Annotated in this window: 20 protein-coding genes, 1 pseudogene and 1 CRISPR repeat array; of the genes and pseudogenes, 16 read left to right on the forward strand and 5 right to left on the reverse strand. The window is 41.1% G+C overall.

All coding sequences use genetic code 11. The features are described from left to right. Positions 1-27: 27 nt before the first annotated feature. On the forward strand, positions 28-2,622 hold the full coding sequence (locus tag NSS80_RS04295) for a YfhO family protein (protein WP_317222648.1): 2,595 nt from the start codon (positions 28-30) through the stop codon (positions 2,620-2,622). Positions 2,623-2,683: 61 nt separating this feature from the next. Here NSS80_RS04295 and NSS80_RS04300 read toward each other — a convergent pair whose 3' ends face one another. The 3 genes from NSS80_RS04300 to NSS80_RS04310 all read right to left on the reverse strand — a co-directional run bounded on the left by NSS80_RS04300 (position 2,684) and on the right by NSS80_RS04310 (position 4,595). After that, on the reverse strand, positions 2,684-3,103 hold the full coding sequence (locus tag NSS80_RS04300) for a regulatory YrvL family protein (protein WP_024425804.1): 420 nt from the start codon (positions 3,101-3,103) through the stop codon (positions 2,684-2,686). 69 nt (positions 3,104-3,172) lie between these two features. Continuing rightward, positions 3,173-4,336: an oxalate decarboxylase family bicupin gene (locus NSS80_RS04305; RefSeq protein WP_342498428.1), complete on the reverse strand. Its 1,164-nt coding sequence runs from the start codon at positions 4,334-4,336 to the stop codon at positions 3,173-3,175. Between the two features lie 94 nt (positions 4,337-4,430). Continuing rightward, complete coding sequence (locus tag NSS80_RS04310; RefSeq protein WP_073204399.1) at positions 4,431-4,595, reverse strand: YvrJ family protein; 165 nt, start codon at positions 4,593-4,595, stop codon at positions 4,431-4,433. Between the two features lie 166 nt (positions 4,596-4,761). Here NSS80_RS04310 and NSS80_RS04315 point away from each other — a divergent pair, with 166 nt between their 5' ends. From NSS80_RS04315 to cmr6, 9 genes are all read left to right on the forward strand, one after another. Continuing rightward, positions 4,762-5,364 carry a sigma-70 family RNA polymerase sigma factor gene (locus tag NSS80_RS04315; protein ID WP_024425214.1) on the forward strand — a complete coding sequence of 201 codons (603 nt, stop codon included), beginning with the start codon at positions 4,762-4,764 and terminating at the stop codon, positions 5,362-5,364. Then, positions 5,312-5,533, forward strand: coding sequence for a sigma-O factor regulator RsoA (gene rsoA, locus NSS80_RS04320; RefSeq protein WP_029707333.1), 222 nt, complete (start codon positions 5,312-5,314; stop codon positions 5,531-5,533). Before NSS80_RS04315 ends, rsoA begins: the two co-directional genes overlap by 53 nt. A gap of 740 nt (positions 5,534-6,273) precedes the next feature. Next, positions 6,274-6,670: direct repeats of the CRISPR family, unit length 32 nt; unit sequence GTCGCACTCTACATGAGTGCGTGAATTGAAAT. 414 nt (positions 6,671-7,084) lie between these two features. After that, positions 7,085-7,927, forward strand: coding sequence for a DUF6602 domain-containing protein (locus NSS80_RS04325; RefSeq protein ID WP_317222645.1), 843 nt, complete (start codon positions 7,085-7,087; stop codon positions 7,925-7,927). Positions 7,928-7,942: 15 nt separating this feature from the next. Next, positions 7,943-9,250, forward strand: coding sequence for a type III-B CRISPR module RAMP protein Cmr1 (gene cmr1 / locus NSS80_RS04330; protein ID WP_317222643.1), 1,308 nt, complete (start codon positions 7,943-7,945; stop codon positions 9,248-9,250). Further along, on the forward strand, positions 9,220-11,031 hold the full coding sequence (cas10, locus tag NSS80_RS04335) for a type III-B CRISPR-associated protein Cas10/Cmr2 (RefSeq protein WP_317222641.1): 1,812 nt from the start codon (positions 9,220-9,222) through the stop codon (positions 11,029-11,031). Before cmr1 ends, cas10 begins: the two co-directional genes overlap by 31 nt. Continuing rightward, positions 11,024-12,256 carry a type III-B CRISPR module-associated protein Cmr3 gene (gene cmr3, locus NSS80_RS04340; protein ID WP_317222639.1) on the forward strand — a complete coding sequence of 411 codons (1,233 nt, stop codon included), beginning with the start codon at positions 11,024-11,026 and terminating at the stop codon, positions 12,254-12,256. The genes cas10 and cmr3 overlap by 8 nt, the downstream gene beginning before the upstream one ends. 13 nt (positions 12,257-12,269) lie before the next feature. Beyond that, the gene (gene cmr4 / locus NSS80_RS04345) at positions 12,270-13,139 is read left to right on the forward strand and encodes a type III-B CRISPR module RAMP protein Cmr4 (protein WP_317222637.1); all 870 of its coding nucleotides are present in this window, start codon (positions 12,270-12,272) and stop codon (positions 13,137-13,139) included. Continuing rightward, positions 13,136-13,504 (forward strand): type III-B CRISPR module-associated protein Cmr5, encoded by a 369-nt coding sequence (cmr5, locus tag NSS80_RS04350; protein ID WP_041106375.1) that lies wholly within the window; start codon positions 13,136-13,138, stop codon positions 13,502-13,504. The genes cmr4 and cmr5 overlap by 4 nt, the downstream gene beginning before the upstream one ends. Continuing rightward, complete coding sequence (cmr6, locus tag NSS80_RS04355) at positions 13,501-14,277, forward strand: type III-B CRISPR module RAMP protein Cmr6 (protein WP_317222635.1); 777 nt, start codon at positions 13,501-13,503, stop codon at positions 14,275-14,277. Before cmr5 ends, cmr6 begins: the two co-directional genes overlap by 4 nt. Positions 14,278-15,384: 1,107 nt before the next feature. On the opposite strand, the gene NSS80_RS04360 is transcribed toward cmr6, so the two are convergent. Further along, positions 15,385-16,365 carry a metal-dependent hydrolase gene (locus tag NSS80_RS04360; protein WP_034623275.1) on the reverse strand — a complete coding sequence of 327 codons (981 nt, stop codon included), beginning with the start codon at positions 16,363-16,365 and terminating at the stop codon, positions 15,385-15,387. 191 nt (positions 16,366-16,556) lie between these two features. Here NSS80_RS04360 and mutY point away from each other — a divergent pair, with 191 nt between their 5' ends. Next, positions 16,557-17,657 carry an A/G-specific adenine glycosylase gene (gene mutY, locus NSS80_RS04365; RefSeq protein WP_285707606.1) on the forward strand — a complete coding sequence of 367 codons (1,101 nt, stop codon included), beginning with the start codon at positions 16,557-16,559 and terminating at the stop codon, positions 17,655-17,657. Here mutY and NSS80_RS04370 read toward each other — a convergent pair. Continuing rightward, entirely contained in the window at positions 17,644-17,868 is a 225-nt protein-coding gene (locus NSS80_RS04370; RefSeq protein WP_003217808.1) for a hypothetical protein, read from the reverse strand. The genes mutY and NSS80_RS04370 overlap by 14 nt on opposite strands. 81 nt (positions 17,869-17,949) lie before the next feature. On the opposite strand from NSS80_RS04370, the gene fabL reads away from it, so the two are divergent. The 5 genes and pseudogenes from fabL to NSS80_RS04395 all read left to right on the forward strand — a co-directional run bounded on the left by fabL (position 17,950) and on the right by NSS80_RS04395 (position 21,878). Then, entirely contained in the window at positions 17,950-18,702 is a 753-nt protein-coding gene (fabL, locus tag NSS80_RS04375; RefSeq protein ID WP_024425211.1) for an enoyl-[acyl-carrier-protein] reductase FabL, read from the forward strand. A gap of 75 nt (positions 18,703-18,777) precedes the next feature. After that, a pseudogene (locus NSS80_RS04380) lies at positions 18,778-18,927 on the forward strand (gamma-type small acid-soluble spore protein); the annotation flags it as partial. 174 nt (positions 18,928-19,101) lie between these two features. Further along, positions 19,102-19,362 (forward strand): YgaB family protein, encoded by a 261-nt coding sequence (locus tag NSS80_RS04385; protein ID WP_317222630.1) that lies wholly within the window; start codon positions 19,102-19,104, stop codon positions 19,360-19,362. A 147-nt stretch (positions 19,363-19,509) separates the two neighbouring features. Then, on the forward strand, positions 19,510-20,040 hold the full coding sequence (locus NSS80_RS04390; protein ID WP_024425209.1) for a DUF402 domain-containing protein: 531 nt from the start codon (positions 19,510-19,512) through the stop codon (positions 20,038-20,040). Between the two features lie 95 nt (positions 20,041-20,135). Next, positions 20,136-21,878 (forward strand): ABC transporter ATP-binding protein, encoded by a 1,743-nt coding sequence (locus NSS80_RS04395; protein ID WP_317222628.1) that lies wholly within the window; start codon positions 20,136-20,138, stop codon positions 21,876-21,878. Positions 21,879-21,926 lie beyond the last annotated feature (48 nt).

Raw genomic sequence — 21,926 nt, forward strand, 5'->3', positions numbered from 1 at the left:
AGTGGATCTTTTGTGGAAAGGATTTAGATGATGAAACGTAGATGGATAATGATAGGAATGTGCCTCATTCTCGCTTTATTAGGACACTCCTTTTTCTTATATGAATATACGCAAGGCCGGTATATGACAGGAGATGGAGACGGAATCTCACAAATGCTCCCATTTAAAAAGCTGCTTTACGATGAATACGTCAAAGGGAACTTCTTTTATTCTTATCAATTCGGTCTAGGCGGCGGTACATATACGCAATTAGGTTATTATTTCACAACGTCGACTGTCTTTATGGTCACAGTCGCTGTCGTCTGGCTGATGAATGCGCTTCATCTCATCCAGTCAACGGACATTCATTTCTGGGCAAATGCCGTCATTTGGCTGAGTGTGATCAAGCTGACGCTTATTCTTTTCATCGCTTACCGTGTGCTTCTTTCAATGGTTCAGCATAGGCTGAGCGCATTAACAGGAGCCGCAATTTACGGATTGTCTATTGTGTATTTTCGGCATCAAACATTTTGGGAGTTTTTCACCGACAGTATGATGTGGCTCCCGCTGCTTGTACTTGGGGTTGAACGGATTTTCAAAACAGGTAAGCCGGCTTGGTTTATTGCGGCGTGCAGCCTGATGCTTATCAACAATTTTTACTTTGCTTATATTCATTTTATCTTTTTAGCGATCTATCTTGTCTTCAGATATATCATCAAGCTTCGAAGTGAGGAGAACGGGTGGAAGGTGTTCTGGACGCTGGCGGTCTCTACGCTGTTATCCTTTGGAATCAGTGCCGCCTTTTTTGTCCCGTCTGTCTATGGCTTTCTTAATAATATAAGGCCGCCATATGATCAATCCATACCTTGGTTTGATCTGCATGATCATCTGCTGTTTACAAGCAGGGTGTATTTATTACCTATGATCTTTCTCATTTGTATGTTCCTCGTTCCGCTTTACCGGAACAGGTGGTTTTTCATGTTTACATCGATCAGCGTTCTGCTCATTGTTTTTCACTACAGTCCAAAGATGGCGAGCGTGTTTAATGGTTTTTCAGCACCGCAATACAGATTTGAGTACATTCTTGCCTTTACAGTTGGAGCGGTCGCAGCTATCACCATCAAGCATTTCTCGCAAATCGAGTGGAAGTGGAAAAAGCGTGCGGTCTTAGGCGCTTGGATCGTGTTTCTTCTCGCAGTCATCTTATCAGAACGAGCAAAGGGAAATATGGATGTTGTTGTATTTACAGGCATAGGACTGCTTGTGATCAGCTTGTTTTTCCTTTTGATTCATGCGGAAAAACGCCAGCACCTTCGTCTCTTTTCAGCTGTGCTCATCGTTGTCAGCTTACTGACAGCAGGCGTGTATCAGCAGGGCTACTTATCTGAAAGAAGCAATATTAAGAGCGTATCAGATACGTATCTGAATAGTGAGGCTTATGCTGGACATGAGCAAATGAAGCTCATTCAGCAGATTCAAAGCCGCTCTTCAAAAGATCCGCTTGCCCGGATTGACTGGATGAACGGCGTGCGCAACAACACCCCGTTATTTGAAGGCTTTCAAGGCATGAGTGCGTATTCAAGTATATTGAATCAGCATTTACTCAATTTCTACTGGAATGACCTGCAAATCGATATGGGACGGGAAAGTGTCAGCCGTTATGCAACAATGGGGGACAGGGCGAATTTATACAGCCTGACCTATGGAAAGTATTATATGAGAACGAGCGCGATGCCTTACTCACCGCCAGCTTATTTTAAGCCTATATTGGAAAGCGAGCATTATAAAGTGTATGAAAATACACGGCCGCTGCCATTTGCAAGAACAACAAGCACCGTTTATTCAGAAGAATCCTTAAAGGATGCCTCAGCACTTGATAGGGAGCATGCGATGCTGCAAGGTGTGGTTTTAGACAAAAAAGGAAACGCTGAAATTGAGCACGCGCCAGATCGAGTCAAGGATACAAATATTCATACGATACAAGCCATATACGAACATGGCGTGCTTGATGTATACGGAGAAACAGGCGGCCTGAATATCACGCTGCCAGATGATATGGCCCGCGCTGGGGATGTGTATGTGAGCTTTTATGTGAAGCGGACAGACCGAAACGAAGGATTTCAGTTATCTGTTGATCACTACGTCACCTCAAGAAAAAGCAATACATCCATCTACAAAACAGGCGTCAATGAAGTGACGATTCGAGTCCCTGCGGAAAAGATTCTCTCGATTCGAGTACCAAAAGGGACGTATGAGCTGAGTCAATTAAAGCTATATCAAGAGCCTTACCGCGTCCTAGAGAAGGCATATGAAAAAGAAAAACAGGATCATGGCAGCCAGCAAGTAAAGCTCGAAAACAACCGCTTTACGATTTCATATGATAACAAACGCGGCGATGATTATATGGTTCTCCCAGTACCATATGAAAAAGGCTGGGAGCTCACAGTAAACGGACAGCAGACTGATATTGAACAAGCCAATTACGCCTTTATCGGTTTTCCAATAGAAAAAGGTAAAAACGAGATTGTGCTAACCTACTATCCGCCATATATCAGAATTCTTGCATTGATTTCACTCGTCAGTTTGATCGGTGCGATCCTATATGCACGAAGAAAACACAAGAAACACCACTTTTCATCATAAGTGGTGTTTTTTATCTTCCAAGGTCTGATCGAACACGATATCCATCATATGAAGCAAATCACTAAGCTTCTTTCTCAAACGAAAACGTCGCATAATCAAACAAAAAATGAAACAACCAAAGGCTTAGGGCAAAGAGAATTTCCTCAGAAGTAGACAGTAAAATGCCGCCTACCAATTCATCTGATAAATAGACAGCACCCCAAATAAACAAGAGATGAATTGAAATGGCATAGAATACGATGGAGCGTTTTTTGGAACGGCACTTTCTAACAACCCTCATAAGCACATGCTCCACATGCTCAAAGGATATCCCAAGTACCACATAGATGCCCATAAATAAAAGCATCGATAAAATCGATTGATAAAAAGCACCCGTTAAATGAAAGAACAGTACACAAAACAACAAAAATATGTAACAGACAGCCGACGCCGCCATGAGCCATTTCAGCCCTTGCCATAAAGCATGAACAGATTGCTGCATAGTTGAACAAACACTCCTTTACATGAAGATACCTGCAAAAAGGACAGCCTTTTTGCAGGAAGTTATATGTTAATCCTCTTTTTTAGGTGCAGCGATCACAGGATGTTTTTCAGTATCAAGCAGTTTTAAGAAATCTTCACCTTGATCTAAATGATCAAGAACAAGCTGTTTCGGTGTGACCGCAAGCCACTGATTCAGTGAAATATCTGCATAATGATCGCTCTTAAAGATTTCTAAGAAATAAAGCGGTTCGTCGCCTGTATTTTCTACATAATGCCCCATCGCAAATGGGACATATCCAACGTCTCCGGCCTGATAGTTGAAGGTTCTCGCATGTCCATCAGAAGCAAATACCGTCATTCGTGCCTTTCCAGAAATGAAATATTGCCATTCATCCGTATTTGGATGCCAGTGCAGCTCGCGAATGGCACCTGGATCAACTTTCACAAGAGCGGATGCAATCGTTTTAGACGCTTTGAAATTGGTAGAGTCCGCAATCCACACTTGTCCGCCGCTTGACGTAATCGGCTCCTGTTTTAACAGTTCATATTTAAAGGAATTCGGGACTTCTCCTTGCTCTGTTTTCACCTTGTCACATTCAAGGGAACCAGGAATTCCTTTTTGGAAAATATACTTTTCTTTCTCTGGCAGCTTGTCAAACTGCTCCTTTGTCATACCGAAGTTCTTGAGCACGACTTCCTCTGGCGTATGGGCAAGCCAATCGGTTACTTGGAACGTACTATTTTCTGAGAATGACCCATCATCAAACACAAGCAAGAATTCAGCTCCCGGTTCAAGTGCTTGGATAGAGTGCGGCAGGCCAGAAGGGAAGTACCACAAATCACCCTCAGTCACATCCTCTGTAAAATTGCGCCCCTCTGCATCAACCGATGTAATCCGGGCTTCCCCATAAATCATGTACGCCCATTCCGCTTCCTTATGCCAGTGCAGCTCACGAATCGCACCAGGCTTTAGCCGCATATTAACAGATGCAAGACTTTTAGAGATCGGCAGTTCGCGGACTGTTACCTCTCGGGCGTAGCCGCCTTTTTCTAAACGATTGTGTGTATCAGAAAAAGAATATTTCAGGTTGGAGACCGTTCCATGATCGGTTTCTGGCGGCGTGAGCATATCTGGATTTTGTCTGTCCCGCTCGAGATTACGTGGAATTTTGATCGTTGCTCCTTTTTCTCCTCGAATCGGCTGCGGTATTCCATTTTGCTTTTCACTCATGATAAAATCCCCTTTCAACATCGTATTGTGTGAGGTGACAAAAGGCCTTTCATTTCGCCCTCGTTTTCATAAGGTGAAACGAATCAAGCAGATGTCAATCTGATTCATCATTTTTTTGAGCAGCGACTAATCGTTGGATGAGCTTGCTTAATTCATCAAACTTTCGTTCAAAGCGTGTCAGCAAGTAAACCGTCAAAATGGCAGGGAAGCCAGCCTGACCGAGCTGCTTCAGCCATTCCTCTGAAAAAAAGGTCTCCATTTGTCTCACCTCCCAGCGGATGCTCGTCTTCTATATAAGTGGTATGAAAGAAGAAAAAGGAAAGCAGAGGGGGATAAAATGAACCATTAGACCCTTTTCACGAAGTTTACTTTTTTTAACTTTTGTCCACTTAATGCTAGTAGAGGGAACAAAGGGGAGGATGCACATGGATTATCGGCTGTTATTGAAAGCAAAATGGAAAGAAATCATTGATCACCCGCTCATTCAGCAGTTTTTAAGCAATCCGAAAAACGAGCAGCTGCTCCGGCAGGTCATGGAAGAGCCAAACGAGGAAAATGCCAAAAAACTAGATTCCGAGTTCAAACAGTTCTATCAGAAAATCCGCATCATCAAGTATATCTCCACAATGATACGCATCTTTTCCGTCGACTTTGACAAACGAGTGAAAAAGAAACAGCAGCGTTTTCCGCTTATACTCGATCATCCTGATACACAAGAAGTGAAAGACCCTGTTCAAACAGATACGTATGAAGCCGTGCTCTTCAACCAGCAAGACTTAGGGGAGCATCTGCAAGATCAAACATTGTACAAGGCCTACCAGCAGCTCACAGACAAACAAAAAATGGTCTTAACCCAAATCTATGTCGAAGGCCAAACGATGAAAGAAATAGCCGATCAGTTAGGCGAAACAAGACAAAACATCTCAAACATTCACAAAAAAGCACTCAACAAACTAAAAGAAGAAACAGGGGGAGATGTCCGTGCACGAAGACAAAATGACCAATGGAGAAATGGAAGAACTCATTGAAACCTTCACACCCATGATCAAAAAGAAACTACAAAACACGGCATATCAAGAAAGAGAAGACCTCGAACAAGAACTCTATATCAAACTCATCGAAAAAATAGACCGACTGATTTACCAAGAAGGACCTGGATTTTGGGAGTTTATTGTGGAATATATGACGAAGTTGTAAGAGAGGCTGATGGTGCGAATGTGAGGTGAACATAAAATCCCCTGGGGCATTCGCACCTTTTTATTCGACAAAATTGAGAAAAAATGTATATTTTATAAAGGGGAAAACAAAATTCTTTATTGAAAGTTGTGGATTTTGCCTTTCATTTCCTAAAAAATGTTACAATTAGGGCAGAAATCGCAGTCGCACTCTATATGAGTGCGTGGATTGAAATTTAATATCTTTGTAAACCGCATCAAAAACGCCTGGTCGCACTCTACATGAGTGCGTGGATTGAAATTTACTATCTGTATAACTTTCGGAGACGGATTTGAGTCGCATTCTATATGAGTGCGTGGGTTGAAATTCGGTATCGTCACTCTACCTCGGATATGCAAAAACGTCGCACTTTACATGAGTGTATGGATTGAGGTAGCTTGAAAGAAATGTTGACAGTTGCGCTTGATTTAGGTGTGAAAAACATGACTCTGGCTCAGTAGTCATATTTTTAAATGAATTCAAACCTGTTGATGAAATCATGAAAATACCTTTAGAGCAATAGTTGTTAATTAAATAGGATTAAGAAATATTCGGTGCGAATGTGAGGTGAACATAAAATCCCCGGTGCATTCGCACCTTTTTATTCGACAAAAATGAGAAAAAATGTATATTCATGAAGGAGAAAACAGAATCCTATATTGAAATTTGTGGATTTTGACTATTATTTCCTAAAAAATGTTACATTTAGAGCGAAAATCGCAGTCGCACTCTACATGAGTGCGTGAATTGAAATACCTGAAGCTGTAATACCCTCGCTTGTTTGATTTGTCGCACTCTACATGAGTGCGTGAATTGAAATCCAATCCACATCATATTGGCCCAAATTTGTGTTAGTCGCACTCTATATGAGTGCGTGAATTGAAATGATGCTAGTGATTCCATTACAAAGTCCCCCATAGGGTCGCACTCTATATGAGTGGGAGGAATAAAATTCTTGTCAGTAGGTAGCTTGAATCATGAGTAATAGTTTTTAATTAAATAGGATTAAGAAAGATTCGGTGCGAATGTGAGGTGAACATAAAATCCTTGGGGCATTCGCACCTTTTTATTCGTTAAAAGTGAGAAAAAATGTATATTATTTAGAGGTGAAAACAAAATTCCGTATAGAAAATTAAGGGTTTTGGCTATCATTCCCTAAAAAATGTTATAATTAGGGCAGAAATCGCAGTCGTACTCTACATGAGTGTGTGGCTTGAAATATGCAGTGACCTCCTGAATGTATGATGAATTGTTGTCGCACCCATATATGAGGTGCGCATGGTTTTCAATGATTGTCTCTTAAACGGGTATGGCCACCTCAAATCCATCTTCTTACAACACCCTCTTTCAGATACAAAATCCATCAGAATATACTGTTCATTTGTATAGTGAAAACATGACTTCTTGCAGTCATGTTTTTTTCTTCTTTTTCCTAAATAAACCTTAAAAAATGTCAAAATAAGTCGAAATGAAAAGTAGTCATTTAGATTCAAATTTTATCCATTCGTAATGAATGATGAAGGAGGAATTGGTTTGGGTGAAACGGAGCGAACCGGTAAAGTTGAGCAGCTGATCTTAGAGAATTATCAAAGATTAAACAGCATGATATCAGAAGAAGTGGACTTTGCTTCTAACCATGGAGGGCTGACAGGGGATTCTAGAGAAGTGATGTGGATGGAGTTTTTTCGGAAAATCATTCCTAAAAAATATTCAATAGCACAAGGTGTCATCATTATTGACTCAGAAGGAAATCATTCTAACGAAGTCGATATTGCCGTATTTGATGAGCAGTATACGCCGTATGTGTTCCAACACAATTCGTTGAAGTTTATACCGATTGAGGCGGTTGCGGTTGCTATAGAATGTAAAAGTTCTAATTTGAAAGAAAAAGGTTTAGAAGAATGGTCTGAAAAAATAAAACGGCTAACACCAAAAACAACAGGAATTGCTAGAATGGCTACAGGTTACTTTACAAGTGAAAGTAACACACAAAAGAGGACGCGTCCTTTACTCATTTTAGCAAGTAACTTTAAAAGAGAAGAGGACCAAACAATTTCAAATAAAGCAGCTGAATTAGCGGCGTCTTTTGATTTTATGCTCATGAAAAAAAGCAATGAATTTCAATTAAAAGTACCTAATGAACATGAACATCTAAGATGGTGGTCAAACGAATTAAATTGTTTCAAACAAGAAAAACGATCTAAGGAAGAAGAAAAATTTTTAGATGAAAACAAACTCAGCGATTTACGTATTGATGGATGCGATCTGTTGACACTAAATTTTCAATTAAATCAATTGCTAATGCTCATTAACAATCCCATGTTTTTCCCTCACTATGCATATGCCAAGCTGTTTCAGAAACAGATAACAAAGTGAAGAAAGGAGAGCGACATGACAAGGGAATCTAGTAAACCCAAAACCAATTGGCATGATGTGAAGCATGCAATTGACACGAAAATTCATGAAGACCAAAGACTTTTTAAAGAGCCGCTCACTATTCATTTGGTTACGCCAATGTTTGGGGGAGGGCCCCAATCAAACTCAATTGATCAAGACAGACCAATTCGAGAAAGTGCGATTCGTGGACATCTTCGTTTCTGGTGGCGTGCAACTCGAGGAGCTGCTTGCAAAAATGCAAATGAATTATCTAAACGAGAAGCAGAGATATTTGGTCATACAGAACAAGCGAGCCAGATTCAAGTGGTAACGCATTATGAAAAAAACGAAGTGAAAAGAAATTCAAACGTATTTTTTAAAAAGAAAAATCATCCTTTTCCACAGTATGTTCTTTCAAATATGAAAGATAAAACACCATACCTCATGAAGGCGCAATTTTCTTTAAATATCCGGTTATCTAAAAAAACAACCCAATATGAGTTAATCAAAAAAGAAGTTGAAGCTGCCTTGTGGGCTTGGATCAACTTCGGTGGACTTGGGTCAAGAACGAGACGTGGGTGTGGCAGTTTATATTGCAAACAATTTTCACCATACAACAAGAGGACAAAAAGCCAATTGGAAAAATGGTTTGAGCAAAAGCTTTTAGAATATGACATTCAATTGCCAGCATCAAGTCGAGAATGGCCGACGCTTAGTCGTGAATTCAAAGTACAGGCATTTCCATCATCTATGATCTCAAGCTGGCAATCCGTCATTCAGACATATGAAACATTTCGAAGAAGATCAAACCCGAACAAAAAAAGGGGAAGAAGTTGTTGGCCGGAAGCAGATACTATTCGTCTGTTAACAGATAAGGCTAAATCAGGTCATCACATCCCTTATCCAAAAGAGAAACCATTTAAATATCAAGCATTTCCTAGAGCTCAATTTGGTTTGCCTATTCAGTTCCGATTTGCTCCTAAAGATAGTGGGAAAGATCCAGATCCTGTAACGCTCCTACCTAAAGGAAAGGATCGCTTGGCTTCACCACTCATCTTAAAACCATTGGCTATTAATCAAGAGGAATCAGTGGGCATGGTGATGGTGTTGCATCAACCAAAGATCGAAGCTTTATCGCTTTTAGGGGACAGAAAGCTTTTGCCTGATGTGACAGATGAACAAAGTATCTACCCAACAGCCACCTACTCAAAAAACCCATTACAAGACGAGAGTGGCCGTACGCACTCATCGGCGATTCAAGCTTTTTTACATAGCAAGGAGGTGCAAACATTTTGTCAGAAGAATCACAAAAACAAACATTAATGCTATTTTCGATAGGGCCCGTTCAAGAATTTATTGCGCAAGCAAGGCGGACGCGTGATTTATGGTTTGGCTCTTTTCTTCTATCTGAATTAAGTAAAGCAGGTGCGAAGAAATTTCAAGAACTGGGTGGAACGCTTATTTTCCCTGTGTTCAACGAATCCTCTGCAAATACAAACAATGCACCAAACAAAATATTGGGAGGAATTTCACACGAACAGCCTTCATCCGTTGCAAGACAAGTAAAAAAAGCAGTATATGACAAGTGGAAGGAATACGCAGACTTTGTAAGAGGGAAAGTTGATCCTTATATTCAAAAAGGCACATGGAATCGACAAGTAGATGATTTATTGGAATTTTATGCTGTGTGGACTGATATGCAAACTCAAGAGGAAGCGGCTAATGCGTCCGCAAGTCCATATCATTTGGCTCTTCAAGAAGTTGAAGGTTTAATGGCTGCAAGGAAGACTTTAAGAGATTTTAAACAAAATGAGCCAGGGGCGTTATTCGGTGAACCAAAATCATCACTTGACGGTGGACGAGAGTCTGTTTTCCAAAGGCAAAAAACACCACAGCAAGTGGCGCAACTAGCGAAATGGGGAATTGGTGAACATGAATCATTAGATGCGATTTCAGTGATCAAACGATTGTCCTTACATAAGCACCCGAGTATAACATTTTCATCTGTATGCGATAAAGCGTTTGCTCCCTATCAAAACATGTTGAAACAAAATGAACAGATGAAGCAAGCAGCCATACAATATGTGAAAGATGTAGAAACATATCTTGAGAATATGAATCTGACAGTAGCTCCTATTGATTGGAGTGAGGCATCGCTTTTTTATGAAAGAAGAATAGAAGATTATCTTGAACAATGTGGACTTTTCGGAATAGCACGAACAGAAGCGAAAAATGATATCACACAGCTGCTCCAAAAATACTTCAAAGGTGCATACAGCAAGCATCATGGCCAGCCGGTTAAACCACCAGCACCTTCACCTTACTATGCCTTTCTCATGGCCGATGGAGATAAGATGGGCAACCAACTGCGAAATATACAGCATGTAGAAAGTCATATTGCATTTTCTAAAACGCTCTCAACTTTTGCTTCAAAGGCAAGTGAGATTATTTCTAAATGTGAAGGTACATTGATCTATGGCGGTGGAGATGATGTCATGGCTTATGTACCGGTGCACCAATGCTTAGAAGCAGCTGGGAAATTACAAAGTGAATTTGTTTCAACGATGAAGGCTCATCAACATAGTGAAATACCTCCTTCGATTTCAATTGGCATCGCCATCGTTCATATGCTTGAGCCTCTTGAAGAAGTAAGAAGCATGGCACGTCAGGCTGAACAATATGCAAAACAAGAGCGAAATTCATTAGCGATTCATTTCCAAAAGCGAGGCGGAGGAGACACAATGAATATCTCAGTCTCATTTCAAATAGATCCAGTTGCCTCTATCCAAGAGATGACGACGTGGTTAAAACAGTCTTATTTCACATCTGGCTTTGCATATGGCTTACGAGAGTTGTATCAAACATACGAACAGTCTCCATTTAAAAAACAGCCAGAAATTTTAAATGAACTCATTCCACTAGAGATAAGTCGTCTTGCATTCAAAAAGAAAACGGAAGCAAAAACAGAGCAAGAAACGAAAGAGTGGATCGATCAATTGATTGCGAAGTATATACCGAAGAAGAATACATTAGAAGAATTACATACAATCGCTGAATGTACGATCATTGCTCTTCAACTAGAGGAGGTAAGTGGACATGCCTGAAAAATGGTTTCACATTCAACCGCTTGATCCGCTGCTTATTCGTGATGCACGCCCATTTCAAAGTGTACCAGGTATACGGGCGCGTTCACTAAACGATGTTCCGCCAAGTGTGGTCGCAGGAACACTTCGTACAGCACTAGCGAAGAAACGACAATCAATGAAACACACCACACCACTTTCTTATTATGCGAAATCTCTTGTGCGAGGTCCTTTATATCGCTGGCATGATCATTTATATGTGCCAATGCCTCATGACCTTGAGTTATTCGATGATGAGTATGGGATGAATCAATTGAGACCAAAGCCAATGATGTCGGAAGGACAGGGCTTTTTTGGTACAGGAAAAACAGGCCGTTTTAGTGAGGCATTATGGCCGCCAATTGGAGCTGGTGCTCGTAAAAAAATGAAATCGCCGCCTGCTTTTGTATCACTAAAGTGGATGGTGAACTGGCTGACAGACGCAGTGGATGAGAGTCATGTGAAGGAAGCCTTGACTGAATACCAACACATGCAGAAGGAAAATCATTCTTTCAAAAAGGAAACACCACCGGCATTTATTCCAGCATTACAGCGTCAGGAACGAACACAAATTGAGGTGGAAACTGGCAGTAAAAAGGCAAAAGATCAGCACCTATTTTCAACAGAATCGCTCTTATTCCCAGATGACTTTAAACTGGAGGCGGGAATAGAGTTATCTACTGAAGAGTCAGAAGGATTAAAGCCTTTCTCAGGCATTCACCCGATAGGTGGTGAACGGCGGCTGGCTCATATAGAAGAAAGGCCACATGTTTATCAACAAGATTGGACATGTCCGGATGCTATTAAAGAATCGCTCAAAAACAAGCCGTATGTTCGCATGATATTGGCGACACCTGCTTATTTCAGTAAAGGATGGCAGCCCGGATGGCTGGATGAACAGCTCATGTCAAAACCACTATTTGATACAAATGTACGACTGAAATTGGTTTGGGCATCTGTTCCACATTGGCAGCCTATCTCTGGATGGAGCTTAGCAAATAAAGACAAAGGGCGTGAAAAAGCAATACGCCGCTTAGTCCCCGCAGGTAGTGTTTACTTCTTTACAGTAGAAGAAGGAGATCCAGCAGAACTCGCCGAAAAAATGTGGCTTCAATCAGTATCCGATCGTAACCGGCGTAAAGAAGCGTTTGATCGTGAAGATGGCTGCGGGTTAGCACTTTGGGGAACATGGAAACCGAATGAATAAGAGGAGTGAGACGATGGAAGCAAGCCGTTGGTTTTGGATACATTGTTTATCCCCCCTCCATATTGGAGCGGGTGAAGGAGTTGGCGTGATTGATATGCCCATTCAACGAGAAAAAGTAACAGAATGGCCGATTATACCTGGAAGCAGTATCAAAGGCGTGCAGCGTGAACATTATCGCGCGAAAGGACAAGACACATTCGTACAAAAAGTATTTGGAACACAAGGAGATCAAGATGGAAGCGCAGGAGCAGTCGTAATGACAGATGGCCGGTTATTTTCATTCCCGGTGGCGAGTAGATACGGTACATTTGCATATGTGGCAAGTCCACTCATATTGAAAAGATTAGCCCGCGATGCAAAAGCATTAGGCGTATCGCTGGATATCCCTGATCTCATAGAAGAATCAAGCACGCTAGTCACCATGAATTCTAAATTAGTAGAGAATGACGAATTATATCTAGGTGAATTTCAAGGGGCTGCGAAAAAATCTCAACAACTAACCGATTTTGCTCAAAAGATGGCCAAACTTTTATTCGACGATAAACAATCACAAACTCTTTGGATAGAACGATTTGTGATTGTAAGTGATGACGTTTTTCAATACATTGTCACCATGAATTCTGAAGTGACACCTCGTATTAGAATTGATCATGAAACCCAAACAGTTAGTAAAGGTGCTCTCTGGTATGAAGAGTATGTACCGGCAGAAGCCATATTTTATGGGCTCATGTGGTGTGATCGTGTCGATGGAAGCAATGATTTATCCGTTAGACATCAACTTTTAAATCAACTAGAAAAACAGATGTATCTTCAATTAGGTGGAAACACAAACGTAGGTAAAGGAAGAGTATCCTGGCGTATGACAGGAGGGGAGGGATCATGAAACTCATTCAACATCATTATGCTGAGAAAGCGTATCAACATGTGATGAATGCCAAAACGAATGAGGAGAATTTCTCAAATCAATATGGACAACTCTGTCACAGATTCGCCTCAATGATCTTAACAAATGGATTAAGGCTCACCATTACATTTTTTGAAGCAAAATCAAAAAAAGGAAATGCTTATCAACAATTCGTTCAGGATATAAAAGAAACACTAGATATACAAGGAGATTGGTCAGCTTCTAATCGAAATTACTTAATCAAATCAAGACAAGCTTTAAGTGCATCTGTTTGGTTAAAAAGATATGCGGAATCTATTTTAAAGGTGGAACAAGGGGCGGAAAATGTGGAGGACATCCAATGAATCTGTCATTAACCTTAAACAAAAGCAAATGGGAGATTGGTGGTTCTACATTGTCGGACATCATAAAGGACAGTGCGGAGAAGCAGTCATTTTATGAAAATGTAATTCGTCTACATCGAAAACAGTGGGGGGGAAATCGCTTATTGTATGAAAGATTTGTGGAGCAATATTATACCGATACGAACCCCACATGCCTAGTCAAGTCCATATCGCCGTTAGTCATTGGACATGGAGGAGAGGGTGTACTTGAAACGGGATTGTTATTACACCCGATATACGGCATTCCTTATTTACCAGGAACAGCTTTAAAAGGCGTAGCCTCTCATTATGCCCATTCTGTATTAGGTGAAAACTTTGAAGAACTAAAACAAGATGGTAGTGATTACAACACATTGTTTGGAACAAACGAACGTGCCGGTATCATCGAATTTCATGATGCGCTCATGATGCCAGAGACGGTAGGAGAAGCATTCAAAGTAGATGTGATGACACCACATCATTCAGACTACAACAGCGTCAAGCTAGATAAGATGAACAAAGGGGGAAGTGTTCCAGCCCCTCGAGACGATGACTCACCAACACCGATTCATTTCTTAACGGTGGTCAACGGCCGCTTTCAACTTCTATTGAAAACAAAAAAGAATCTACCAGAAGATGCGGAATGGCTCGAACTCGCCAAAACCATCTTACTAGGCGCTTTAGAATACGAAGGAATCGGTGCTAAAACAAATGCAGGTTATGGAAGACTTAAAATGGACGACGACATTTCATAAGACTAAGTGCGAATGTAAGGTGAACATAAAATCCCTGGAACATTCGCACCGTTTCATTCGACAAAAATGAGAAAAAATGTATATTTTTTAGGGGTGAAAACAAAGTTCTATATAGAAACTTAAGGATTTTGAAGATCATTTCCTAAAAAATGTTATAATTAGGGCGGAAATCGCAGTCGCACTCTATATGAGTGCGTGGATTGAAATACATCAAGCGTCAGCTGATAAGTTCGAGCAAGGTCACGTCGCACTCTACATGAGTGGATGGATTAATAATTGCGAAAACATAACTCTGCCTCCTGCCTCAGTAGTCATGAATCTAATTGAATTCAATTGTTGCTGAAATATAAAGAAGTATGATTAACAAGTTTCAATAGATTTCATACTAAGAAAAAGTCGGTGCGAATGTGAGGAGAACATAAAATCCCTGAAACATTCGCACCGTTTCATTCAATAAAATGAGAAAAAGTGTAAATTATTTAGAAGGGAAAACAAAATTCTATATAGAAACTTGGGTTTTGACGATCATTCCCTAAAAAATGTTATAATTGGGGCGGAAATCGCAGTCGCACTCTACATGAGTGTGTGGATTGAAATACGATGATGTTGTGGACGTCGGATGTAAGGCGGTGTGGCACTTTATATGAGTGCGTGGATTGAAATTTGTAAAACTTAGCATTGAATTTTGTGGCTGCCCATGCACTCTACATGAGTGCAGGGATTGAAAGAAGTAAGATCATTAAAACAAACAGAATGAATTGCAGTCGCACTTTACATGAGTGCGTGGATTGAAATTTGAAATTTCTTGGAGTCTCTCAGTCTCTTCGTGTCGCACTCTACATGAGTGCGTGGATTGAAATAACATCTGAATCATTTAATCTATTTAAGTTACTAGTCGCACTCTACATAAGTGCGTGGATTGAAATGGTGAATGGTGGGAAAAGACAGGAAAGCCTGGTGTCGCACTCAACATAAGTGCATAGATCACTGTTTCTGCGAATTACATAAATTCAAATATCTATCCACTTCAAAATCTACACAAAGGAATAATCAAAATAATGTACTTTCCCCCTAAATCCAAGCCCTACACAACAAAAAAAGACTCGCTCACACAGAGCCGAGTCTTAATTTTTTTTGCAGTTTTTCTTCACTGAAAATCCAGCCGGTATAGGAATTTTTGATTTGGTGGTCCATGTCGATATGGCAGATTGCGACAAAAGGATAATGACCTTTGCTGCGGTAGCGCAAATCAATGAACCGCACTTCATAATGATCCTTGTATTTATCCACTTCCCACCGGTAGACAGGGGAGAAGGAGAGAAAGGCTGAAATGTTTTCATCTTGCTTAGCAATTTTCATAATTTCAGTATCAGGGACCGGCACACGGTTAAAGGTGTCTAAAATGACGACTTCTCCATTCATGCTGCGCCCAACATGGAAAGAGGATTTACATTTCACGGCAATGCGCCATTGTCTGAACTTCATTGTAGGCGAAATAATAATCTCTTCAATTTCATCAAATCGTGCACGCAGCTGACGTTTAATCTGAAGCTGCATGATGACCCTGACGATATAGTAACAGAAAATCACGGCATATAGCGTAATAAACGTATAGCCGGGATGTCCGCCAATCGCCCAAACGACTATGGCGACAAGGTGTGTAAAAAAGATAAACGGATCAAACGTATTAATGATCCCAAGCGCTACCCATTTCTTCGAAAATGGACGAATGGCCTGCGTGCCGTATGCATTGAAAATATCGACAAACACATGAAGGACAACGGCTAATAGTGTCCATAACCAAAGGTGAAGTAAATTCGCCCCGGGCACAAATGGGAAAATCACAGCCGGAATCAGCAATGACCAAAACAGTACAGCCGGAATGGAATGTGTAAATCCTCGGTGATTTCTTATATAAACCGCATTATTTTTTAGTTTTAGCACAGTATCAATGTCTGGTGCTTGGGAGCCGGCGATGGTCGCGATCATCACGGCGTGTGCCATGTGTGGATCTGCGCTGACGGCTGGATCTAAAAGTGCAAGTCCCCCAAGAGAAATGCCCATTACTACATGAGTACCAGTGTCCAATTGATTACCTCCTAGTTGTCATGCTTAGGAACAATCATACAAAGTATACGTCTCCAATCAAGACTATGTGCAAAATCACTTTTGCTTTATCCCGATTTAATGTAACATGTTAACGTATCTACAAACAGTATACAACAAATAAGGTTCTATTCAGAACGTTAGCCCTCGGTCCAATGAGAAGGAGTATAGATATGAAAGACATTCAAGAAAAGCTGGACCGCAAAGATATTGCGGGCTTTCAGCATGATTTAATTGATTGGTATGAAAAAGAACAACGAACATTACCATGGCGAGAAAATCAAGATCCATACCGCGTCTGGGTATCAGAAGTGATGCTTCAGCAAACGAGAGTAGATACGGTCATTCCGTATTTCAACCGGTTTATGGAGCAGTTTCCGACGGTGAAGGATCTCGCTTTAGCTGATGAAGAAAAGGTCATGAAAGCATGGGAAGGTCTTGGCTACTACTCAAGAGTGCGTAATTTACAGGCAGCTGTGAAAGAAGTATATGAATCCTACGGCGGTGTTGTCCCTAATACGAAAGAGCAATTTTCAAAGCTCAAAGGTGTAGGCCCGTATACGAGCGGCGCAGTGCTGAGTATCGCCTATAACAAGCCGTATCCTGCGGTAGACGGCAACGTGATGAGGGTCATTTCTCGTATTTTGTCCATATGGGATGATATTGCAAAACCAAAAACGAGAAATATTTTCGAATTTGCGGTCGATCAGCTCATTTCCCGGGAAAAGCCGTCAGAATTTAATCAAGGGCTGATGGAGCTTGGTGCGCTCATTTGTACCCCAACATCCCCTGCCTGCCTCATATGCCCTGTGAACATGCATTGCTCGGCACTCGAGGAAGGCGTTCAGCATGAGCTCCCAGTGAAAAGCAAAAAGAAAAAGCCGACTGCAAAATCAATGGCAGCAGCGGTGTTATTTGATGACGCAGGCAACCTATATATTCATAAGCGGCCAAGTACAGGCCTCCTTGCGAATTTATGGGAATTCCCTAACATGGAAACCATGAAGGGAAGAAAAACGGAAAAAGAGCAGCTCATTGATTTCTTAAAAGAGGAGGCGGGTGTACAAGCGGAGCTTGGTGATTTAGAAGGCACCATTCAGCATGTATTTACCCACCTCATCTGGAATATTTCTGTTTTCTTTGGACGAGTTACCTCTGTATCTGATGACACGAAGCTGAAAAAAGTCACAACAGAAGAATTTGAGGCATATGCTTTGCCAGTCTCACACCAAAAAATTTGGAAGCTGGCACTTGAGCAGCCTAGTCGTATTTAACCGTTGTCCCGTGGGTATAATCAGCTTCATTTCTGTGCAATCCCCCGCGGTCTTCAATTTCAGAAATGATTTCTCGATACTTAGATTGCCCTTCTTCATTCAAATAAGGTAAAATTTGTTGGAAAGCATGATGAAAGTAAGCAAGCTCAGTATCTTTCCATTGATCCTTGGACATCATGCCAAGCTGGCTTAAATCGCGTCCGACATACATGAATGTAACCTCCTAATAGGAACTTTCCTATTAGTGTGAAGCGAATGAACGAAAACTATTCAAATCAGGAGATGAACCATAATGAGTCAACGTAAATGTGCATTAATTACAGGAAGCAGCAGAGGAGTAGGGAAAGAAGTAGCCCTTCGCCTCGCTGAAAAAGGATATGACATTGTCATTAACTATGCGAGAAGCAAAAAAGCCGCACTTGAAACAGCGGAAGAAATTGAAGCGATGGGCGTTAAAACATTGGTTGTCAAAGCCAATGTAGGCCAGCCTGAGAAAATCAAAGACATGTTTCAACAAATTGATGAAACTTTTGGCCGTTTAGATGTATTTGTGAACAACGCGGCATCAGGTGTTCAGCGTCCAATTATGGACCTTGAAGAAAATCATTGGGACTGGACGATGAATATCAATGCGAAAGCTTTGTTATTCTGCGGACAAGAAGCGGCGAAACTAATGGAGAAAAACGGCGGCGGACATATCGTCAGCATTAGCTCTCTTGGCTCTATCCGCTACCTTGAAAATTACACAGTCGTCGGCGTATCAAAAGCAGCACTAGAAGCTTTGACACGTTACCTTTCTGTAGAGCTGTCACAAAAAAATATCGTCGTCAACGCTGTATCAGGCGGCGCGATCGATACCGATGCACTCAAGCACTTCCCGAACCGTGAAGAGCTTTTAGAAGATGCGAAGAAAAATACACCTGCCGGCCGAATGGTGGAAATTAAAGACATGGTCGACAGCGTGGAATTCCTTGTGTCAGGCAAAGCAGACATGATTAGAGGCCAGACGATTATTGTGGATGGCGGACGTTCTTTGCTTGTTTAAAAAAATCATGAATAGGATCTGCACCTTCTGCACAAATTAATGTGCGTGGAGGTGATAATGATGGATCAACAACAAAACAAAACAAACGCACAACAAGTGAAGAAACAAAACCAAGCTGCTGCACAAGGTGGTCAATACGGCACTGAATTTGCTAGCGAGACTGACGCACAGCACGTAAAAAAATACAACCAAAAAGCTGAGCAAAACAAACAACAAAACAGCTAATCACTGAAACAAAGGAAAGCACTTCATATACGAATGAAGTGCTTTTCTTTTTGCCTCTCACCACCATCCGACAAAACCTGTAAAACCTCTACATAAACAGTCAAAGGATTTCCTCCTTCTTTCAAGAAATGGTATACAGACAAAAAGTGGATTCGATGAAAAGGGAGGAGTTAGATGTCTGATTTTGATCAGCTTGTAAAAGAACAAATGCAGCTCATGGATCAGCTGCTCGATGTGCAGGGAGAACTCGATCTATGCTTAGAAACAGAAAAACAATTGCTGCAGGATGAAAAAAAAGAAGAGTGGCATAGGCTTTGTGATCAGATCAAACAGAAACGTCAGGAACTGCAAAAAGTGCAAACCTTATTTACAAAACAGACAGAAGAGGTCATCAATTCATATAAACAGATGGAAAAGAGTTCTAGCGTGATGTAAGTCAGTGTGCCGTTCAATTGGGTTGAATGGCTTTTTCATTTCATTTTTTAATGATGTAACGGTATAATATAATAGAGACATGTTTAGTTGGGAAATTAGGTCTTTGGACTGTTAGGTTTGTTTGTTATAGAAAGTAGGGGAGAAAATATGGGCTATCCCAAGGAAGGAGAAACCATCCAAATTCAAAGCTATAAACATAATGGCTTGATCCACAGGATTTGGAATGAAACCACCATTCTGAAAGCAACGGAATTGTGTATCATTGGTGCAAACGACCGTACAATGGTGACTGAATCCGACGGCCGTACTTGGATGACGAGAGAACCGGCTATTTGCTATTTCCATGCAAAACAATGGTTTAATGTAATTGGGATGCTTAGAGATGATGGGGTATATTATTACTGCAACATCAGCTCTCCTTTTGCGACAGATGATGAGGCAATTAAGTATATTGATTACGATTTAGACGTCAAAGTCTTTCCAGACATGACGTACAATATTTTGGATGAGGACGAATATGCAGATCATAAGAGGCAGATGAATTATCCAAAAGAAATCGATAGTATCTTAAGAGAGCATCTGAATACATTACTGCATTGGATTCACCAGCGGAAAGGTCCGTTTGCGCCTGAATTTGTGGATATGTGGTATGAACGTTTTTTACATTATACAAAATAAGCAAGAGCATCAAAAAACCTGTTTGGCTTTTTAGGCTAACAGGTTTTTGACTGCGTACGGATAAGAGGCACTGATAGATTGGGAAGGAGATTTACATGGGGGTCATTAAACGCTACATGGCTTTTGTAACACCGTATAAAAAACAGATTGCATTGACAATGGTCATCGGAATGATTAAGTTTTCGATTCCCTTAACCTTGCCTCTGCTTTTAAAGTATGTCATTGATGATGTCATTCAAGGCTCGGGGTCAGCTGAAGAAAAGACATCAACTCTACTGATCATAATGGGAATCATGCTCGTATTATTTTTAGTGTTGAGGCCGCCTGTTGAATACTATAGACAATACTACGCTCAGTGGACAGGCAGTAAGGTATTATTTGATATTCGGGAAAAATTGTTCTCGCATATTCAAAAGCTAAGTCTTCGTTACTATGCCAACACGAGAACAGGAGAAATTATTTCAAGAGTGATCAACGATGTGGAGCAGACAAAGGAATTTGTCATCACAGGTCTCATGAACATTTGGCTGGATATGATGACCGTACTGATCGTGATCGCCATTATGTGTACACTGGATCTGAAGCTCACCATCGTGTCTGTCATTATTTTTCCGCTCTACGCGTTTGCAGTAAAGTATTTTTACGGACGGCTTCGCAAGCTGACAAAAGAGCGGTCACAGGCGCTGGCTGAAGTGCAAGGGCACCTGCATGAGCGGGTACAAGGAATGCCGGTCATTCGCAGCTTTGCGATTGAAGAATATGAACAAGAGAATTTTCATGATGAAAACAAAAATTTCTTAAACAAAGCAATCAACCATACGAATTGGAACGCCAAAACATTTGCCGTCGTCAATACGATCACTGACATTGCACCGCTGTTAATCATTGCATTTGCGGGTTATACAGTAATTAACGGATCGCTGTCGATCGGAACCATGATCGCCTTTGTCGGCTATATTGACCGGATGTACAATCCAATTCGCCGTCTCATTAACTCATCCACGACTTTAACCCAGTCGGTGGCATCAATGGATCGGATCTTTGAGTTTATTGATGAGCCATATGAGGTCACAGACCGGCCGAATGCAAAAGAAGCCAATCATTTAAAAGGAGAGGTAGAGTTTAAAAATGTGTCGTTTCGTTATGAACACACGCAGGAAGAGATTCTGCACAATATCTCCTTGAAAGTAGAAAAAGGACAAACGGTTGCGCTTGTAGGAATGAGCGGTGGAGGGAAGTCGACACTCGTCAGCTTAATTCCAAGGTTTTATGATGTCACAAACGGGTCACTTGAAATTGACGGCATTGATATCAAAGAGTACAAAGCAAGAAGTCTTCGAAATCAAGTCGGAATGGTGCTGCAGGATACATTCCTATTCAGTGACACGATTAAAGAAAATATTGCGGTTGGTGACCCTGAAGCACCTTTTGAAAAAATCGTGTCGGCTGCAAAAGCGGCAAATGCGCATGATTTTATTATGTCTTTTCCTGAAGGATATGACACGAAAGTAGGAGAACGGGGCGTGAAGCTGTCAGGCGGGCAAAAACAGCGGATTTCCATTGCAAGGGTATTTCTTAAAAATCCACCGCTGTTGATTTTAGACGAAGCGACGTCTGCACTTGATTTAGAAAGTGAGCATTACATTCAAGAAGCGATGCAAAAGCTGGCGAAGGATCGCACAACCTTTATTGTCGCACACCGATTATCAACCATTACACATGCTGACCAAATTGTGGTCATGGAACAAGGCGAAATTGTGGAAAAAGGAACACACGAAGAATTAATGAACCAAGACAGCCACTATCGTCATTTATTTACCATTCAAACTTTAAATTAGTAGAAGCCTATCCGATTCTAGCGGATAGGCTTTTTTATGTTGTCAAAA

The sequence above is a fragment of the Bacillus sp. FSL M8-0350 genome (genome assembly GCF_038593345.1).
In the GTDB taxonomy this organism is placed as follows: domain Bacteria; phylum Bacillota; class Bacilli; order Bacillales; family Bacillaceae; genus Bacillus; species Bacillus safensis.

Coding starts and splice junctions, on each gene's coding strand:
- mutY (WP_285707606.1), top strand. CDS start 16,557: ATGAAAGACATTCAAGAAAAGCTGGACCGCAAAGATATTGCGGGCTTT.
- cmr4 (WP_317222637.1), top strand. CDS start 12,270: ATGGAAGCAAGCCGTTGGTTTTGGATACATTGTTTATCCCCCCTCCAT.
- cmr1 (WP_317222643.1), top strand. CDS start 7,943: ATGACAAGGGAATCTAGTAAACCCAAAACCAATTGGCATGATGTGAAG.
- cmr5 (WP_041106375.1), top strand. CDS start 13,136: ATGAAACTCATTCAACATCATTATGCTGAGAAAGCGTATCAACATGTG.
- NSS80_RS04315 (WP_024425214.1), top strand. CDS start 4,762: ATGGATTATCGGCTGTTATTGAAAGCAAAATGGAAAGAAATCATTGAT.
- NSS80_RS04390 (WP_024425209.1), top strand. CDS start 19,510: ATGGGCTATCCCAAGGAAGGAGAAACCATCCAAATTCAAAGCTATAAA.
- rsoA (WP_029707333.1), top strand. CDS start 5,312: ATGTCCGTGCACGAAGACAAAATGACCAATGGAGAAATGGAAGAACTC.
- NSS80_RS04305 (WP_342498428.1), bottom strand. CDS start 4,336: ATGAGTGAAAAGCAAAATGGAATACCGCAGCCGATTCGAGGAGAAAAA.
- NSS80_RS04295 (WP_317222648.1), top strand. CDS start 28: ATGATGAAACGTAGATGGATAATGATAGGAATGTGCCTCATTCTCGCT.
- cmr6 (WP_317222635.1), top strand. CDS start 13,501: ATGAATCTGTCATTAACCTTAAACAAAAGCAAATGGGAGATTGGTGGT.
- cmr3 (WP_317222639.1), top strand. CDS start 11,024: ATGCCTGAAAAATGGTTTCACATTCAACCGCTTGATCCGCTGCTTATT.
- fabL (WP_024425211.1), top strand. CDS start 17,950: ATGAGTCAACGTAAATGTGCATTAATTACAGGAAGCAGCAGAGGAGTA.
- NSS80_RS04300 (WP_024425804.1), bottom strand. CDS start 3,103: ATGCAGCAATCTGTTCATGCTTTATGGCAAGGGCTGAAATGGCTCATG.
- NSS80_RS04370 (WP_003217808.1), bottom strand. CDS start 17,868: ATGTATGTCGGACGCGATTTAAGCCAGCTTGGCATGATGTCCAAGGAT.
- NSS80_RS04395 (WP_317222628.1), top strand. CDS start 20,136: ATGGGGGTCATTAAACGCTACATGGCTTTTGTAACACCGTATAAAAAA.
- NSS80_RS04310 (WP_073204399.1), bottom strand. CDS start 4,595: ATGGAGACCTTTTTTTCAGAGGAATGGCTGAAGCAGCTCGGTCAGGCT.
- NSS80_RS04385 (WP_317222630.1), top strand. CDS start 19,102: ATGTCTGATTTTGATCAGCTTGTAAAAGAACAAATGCAGCTCATGGAT.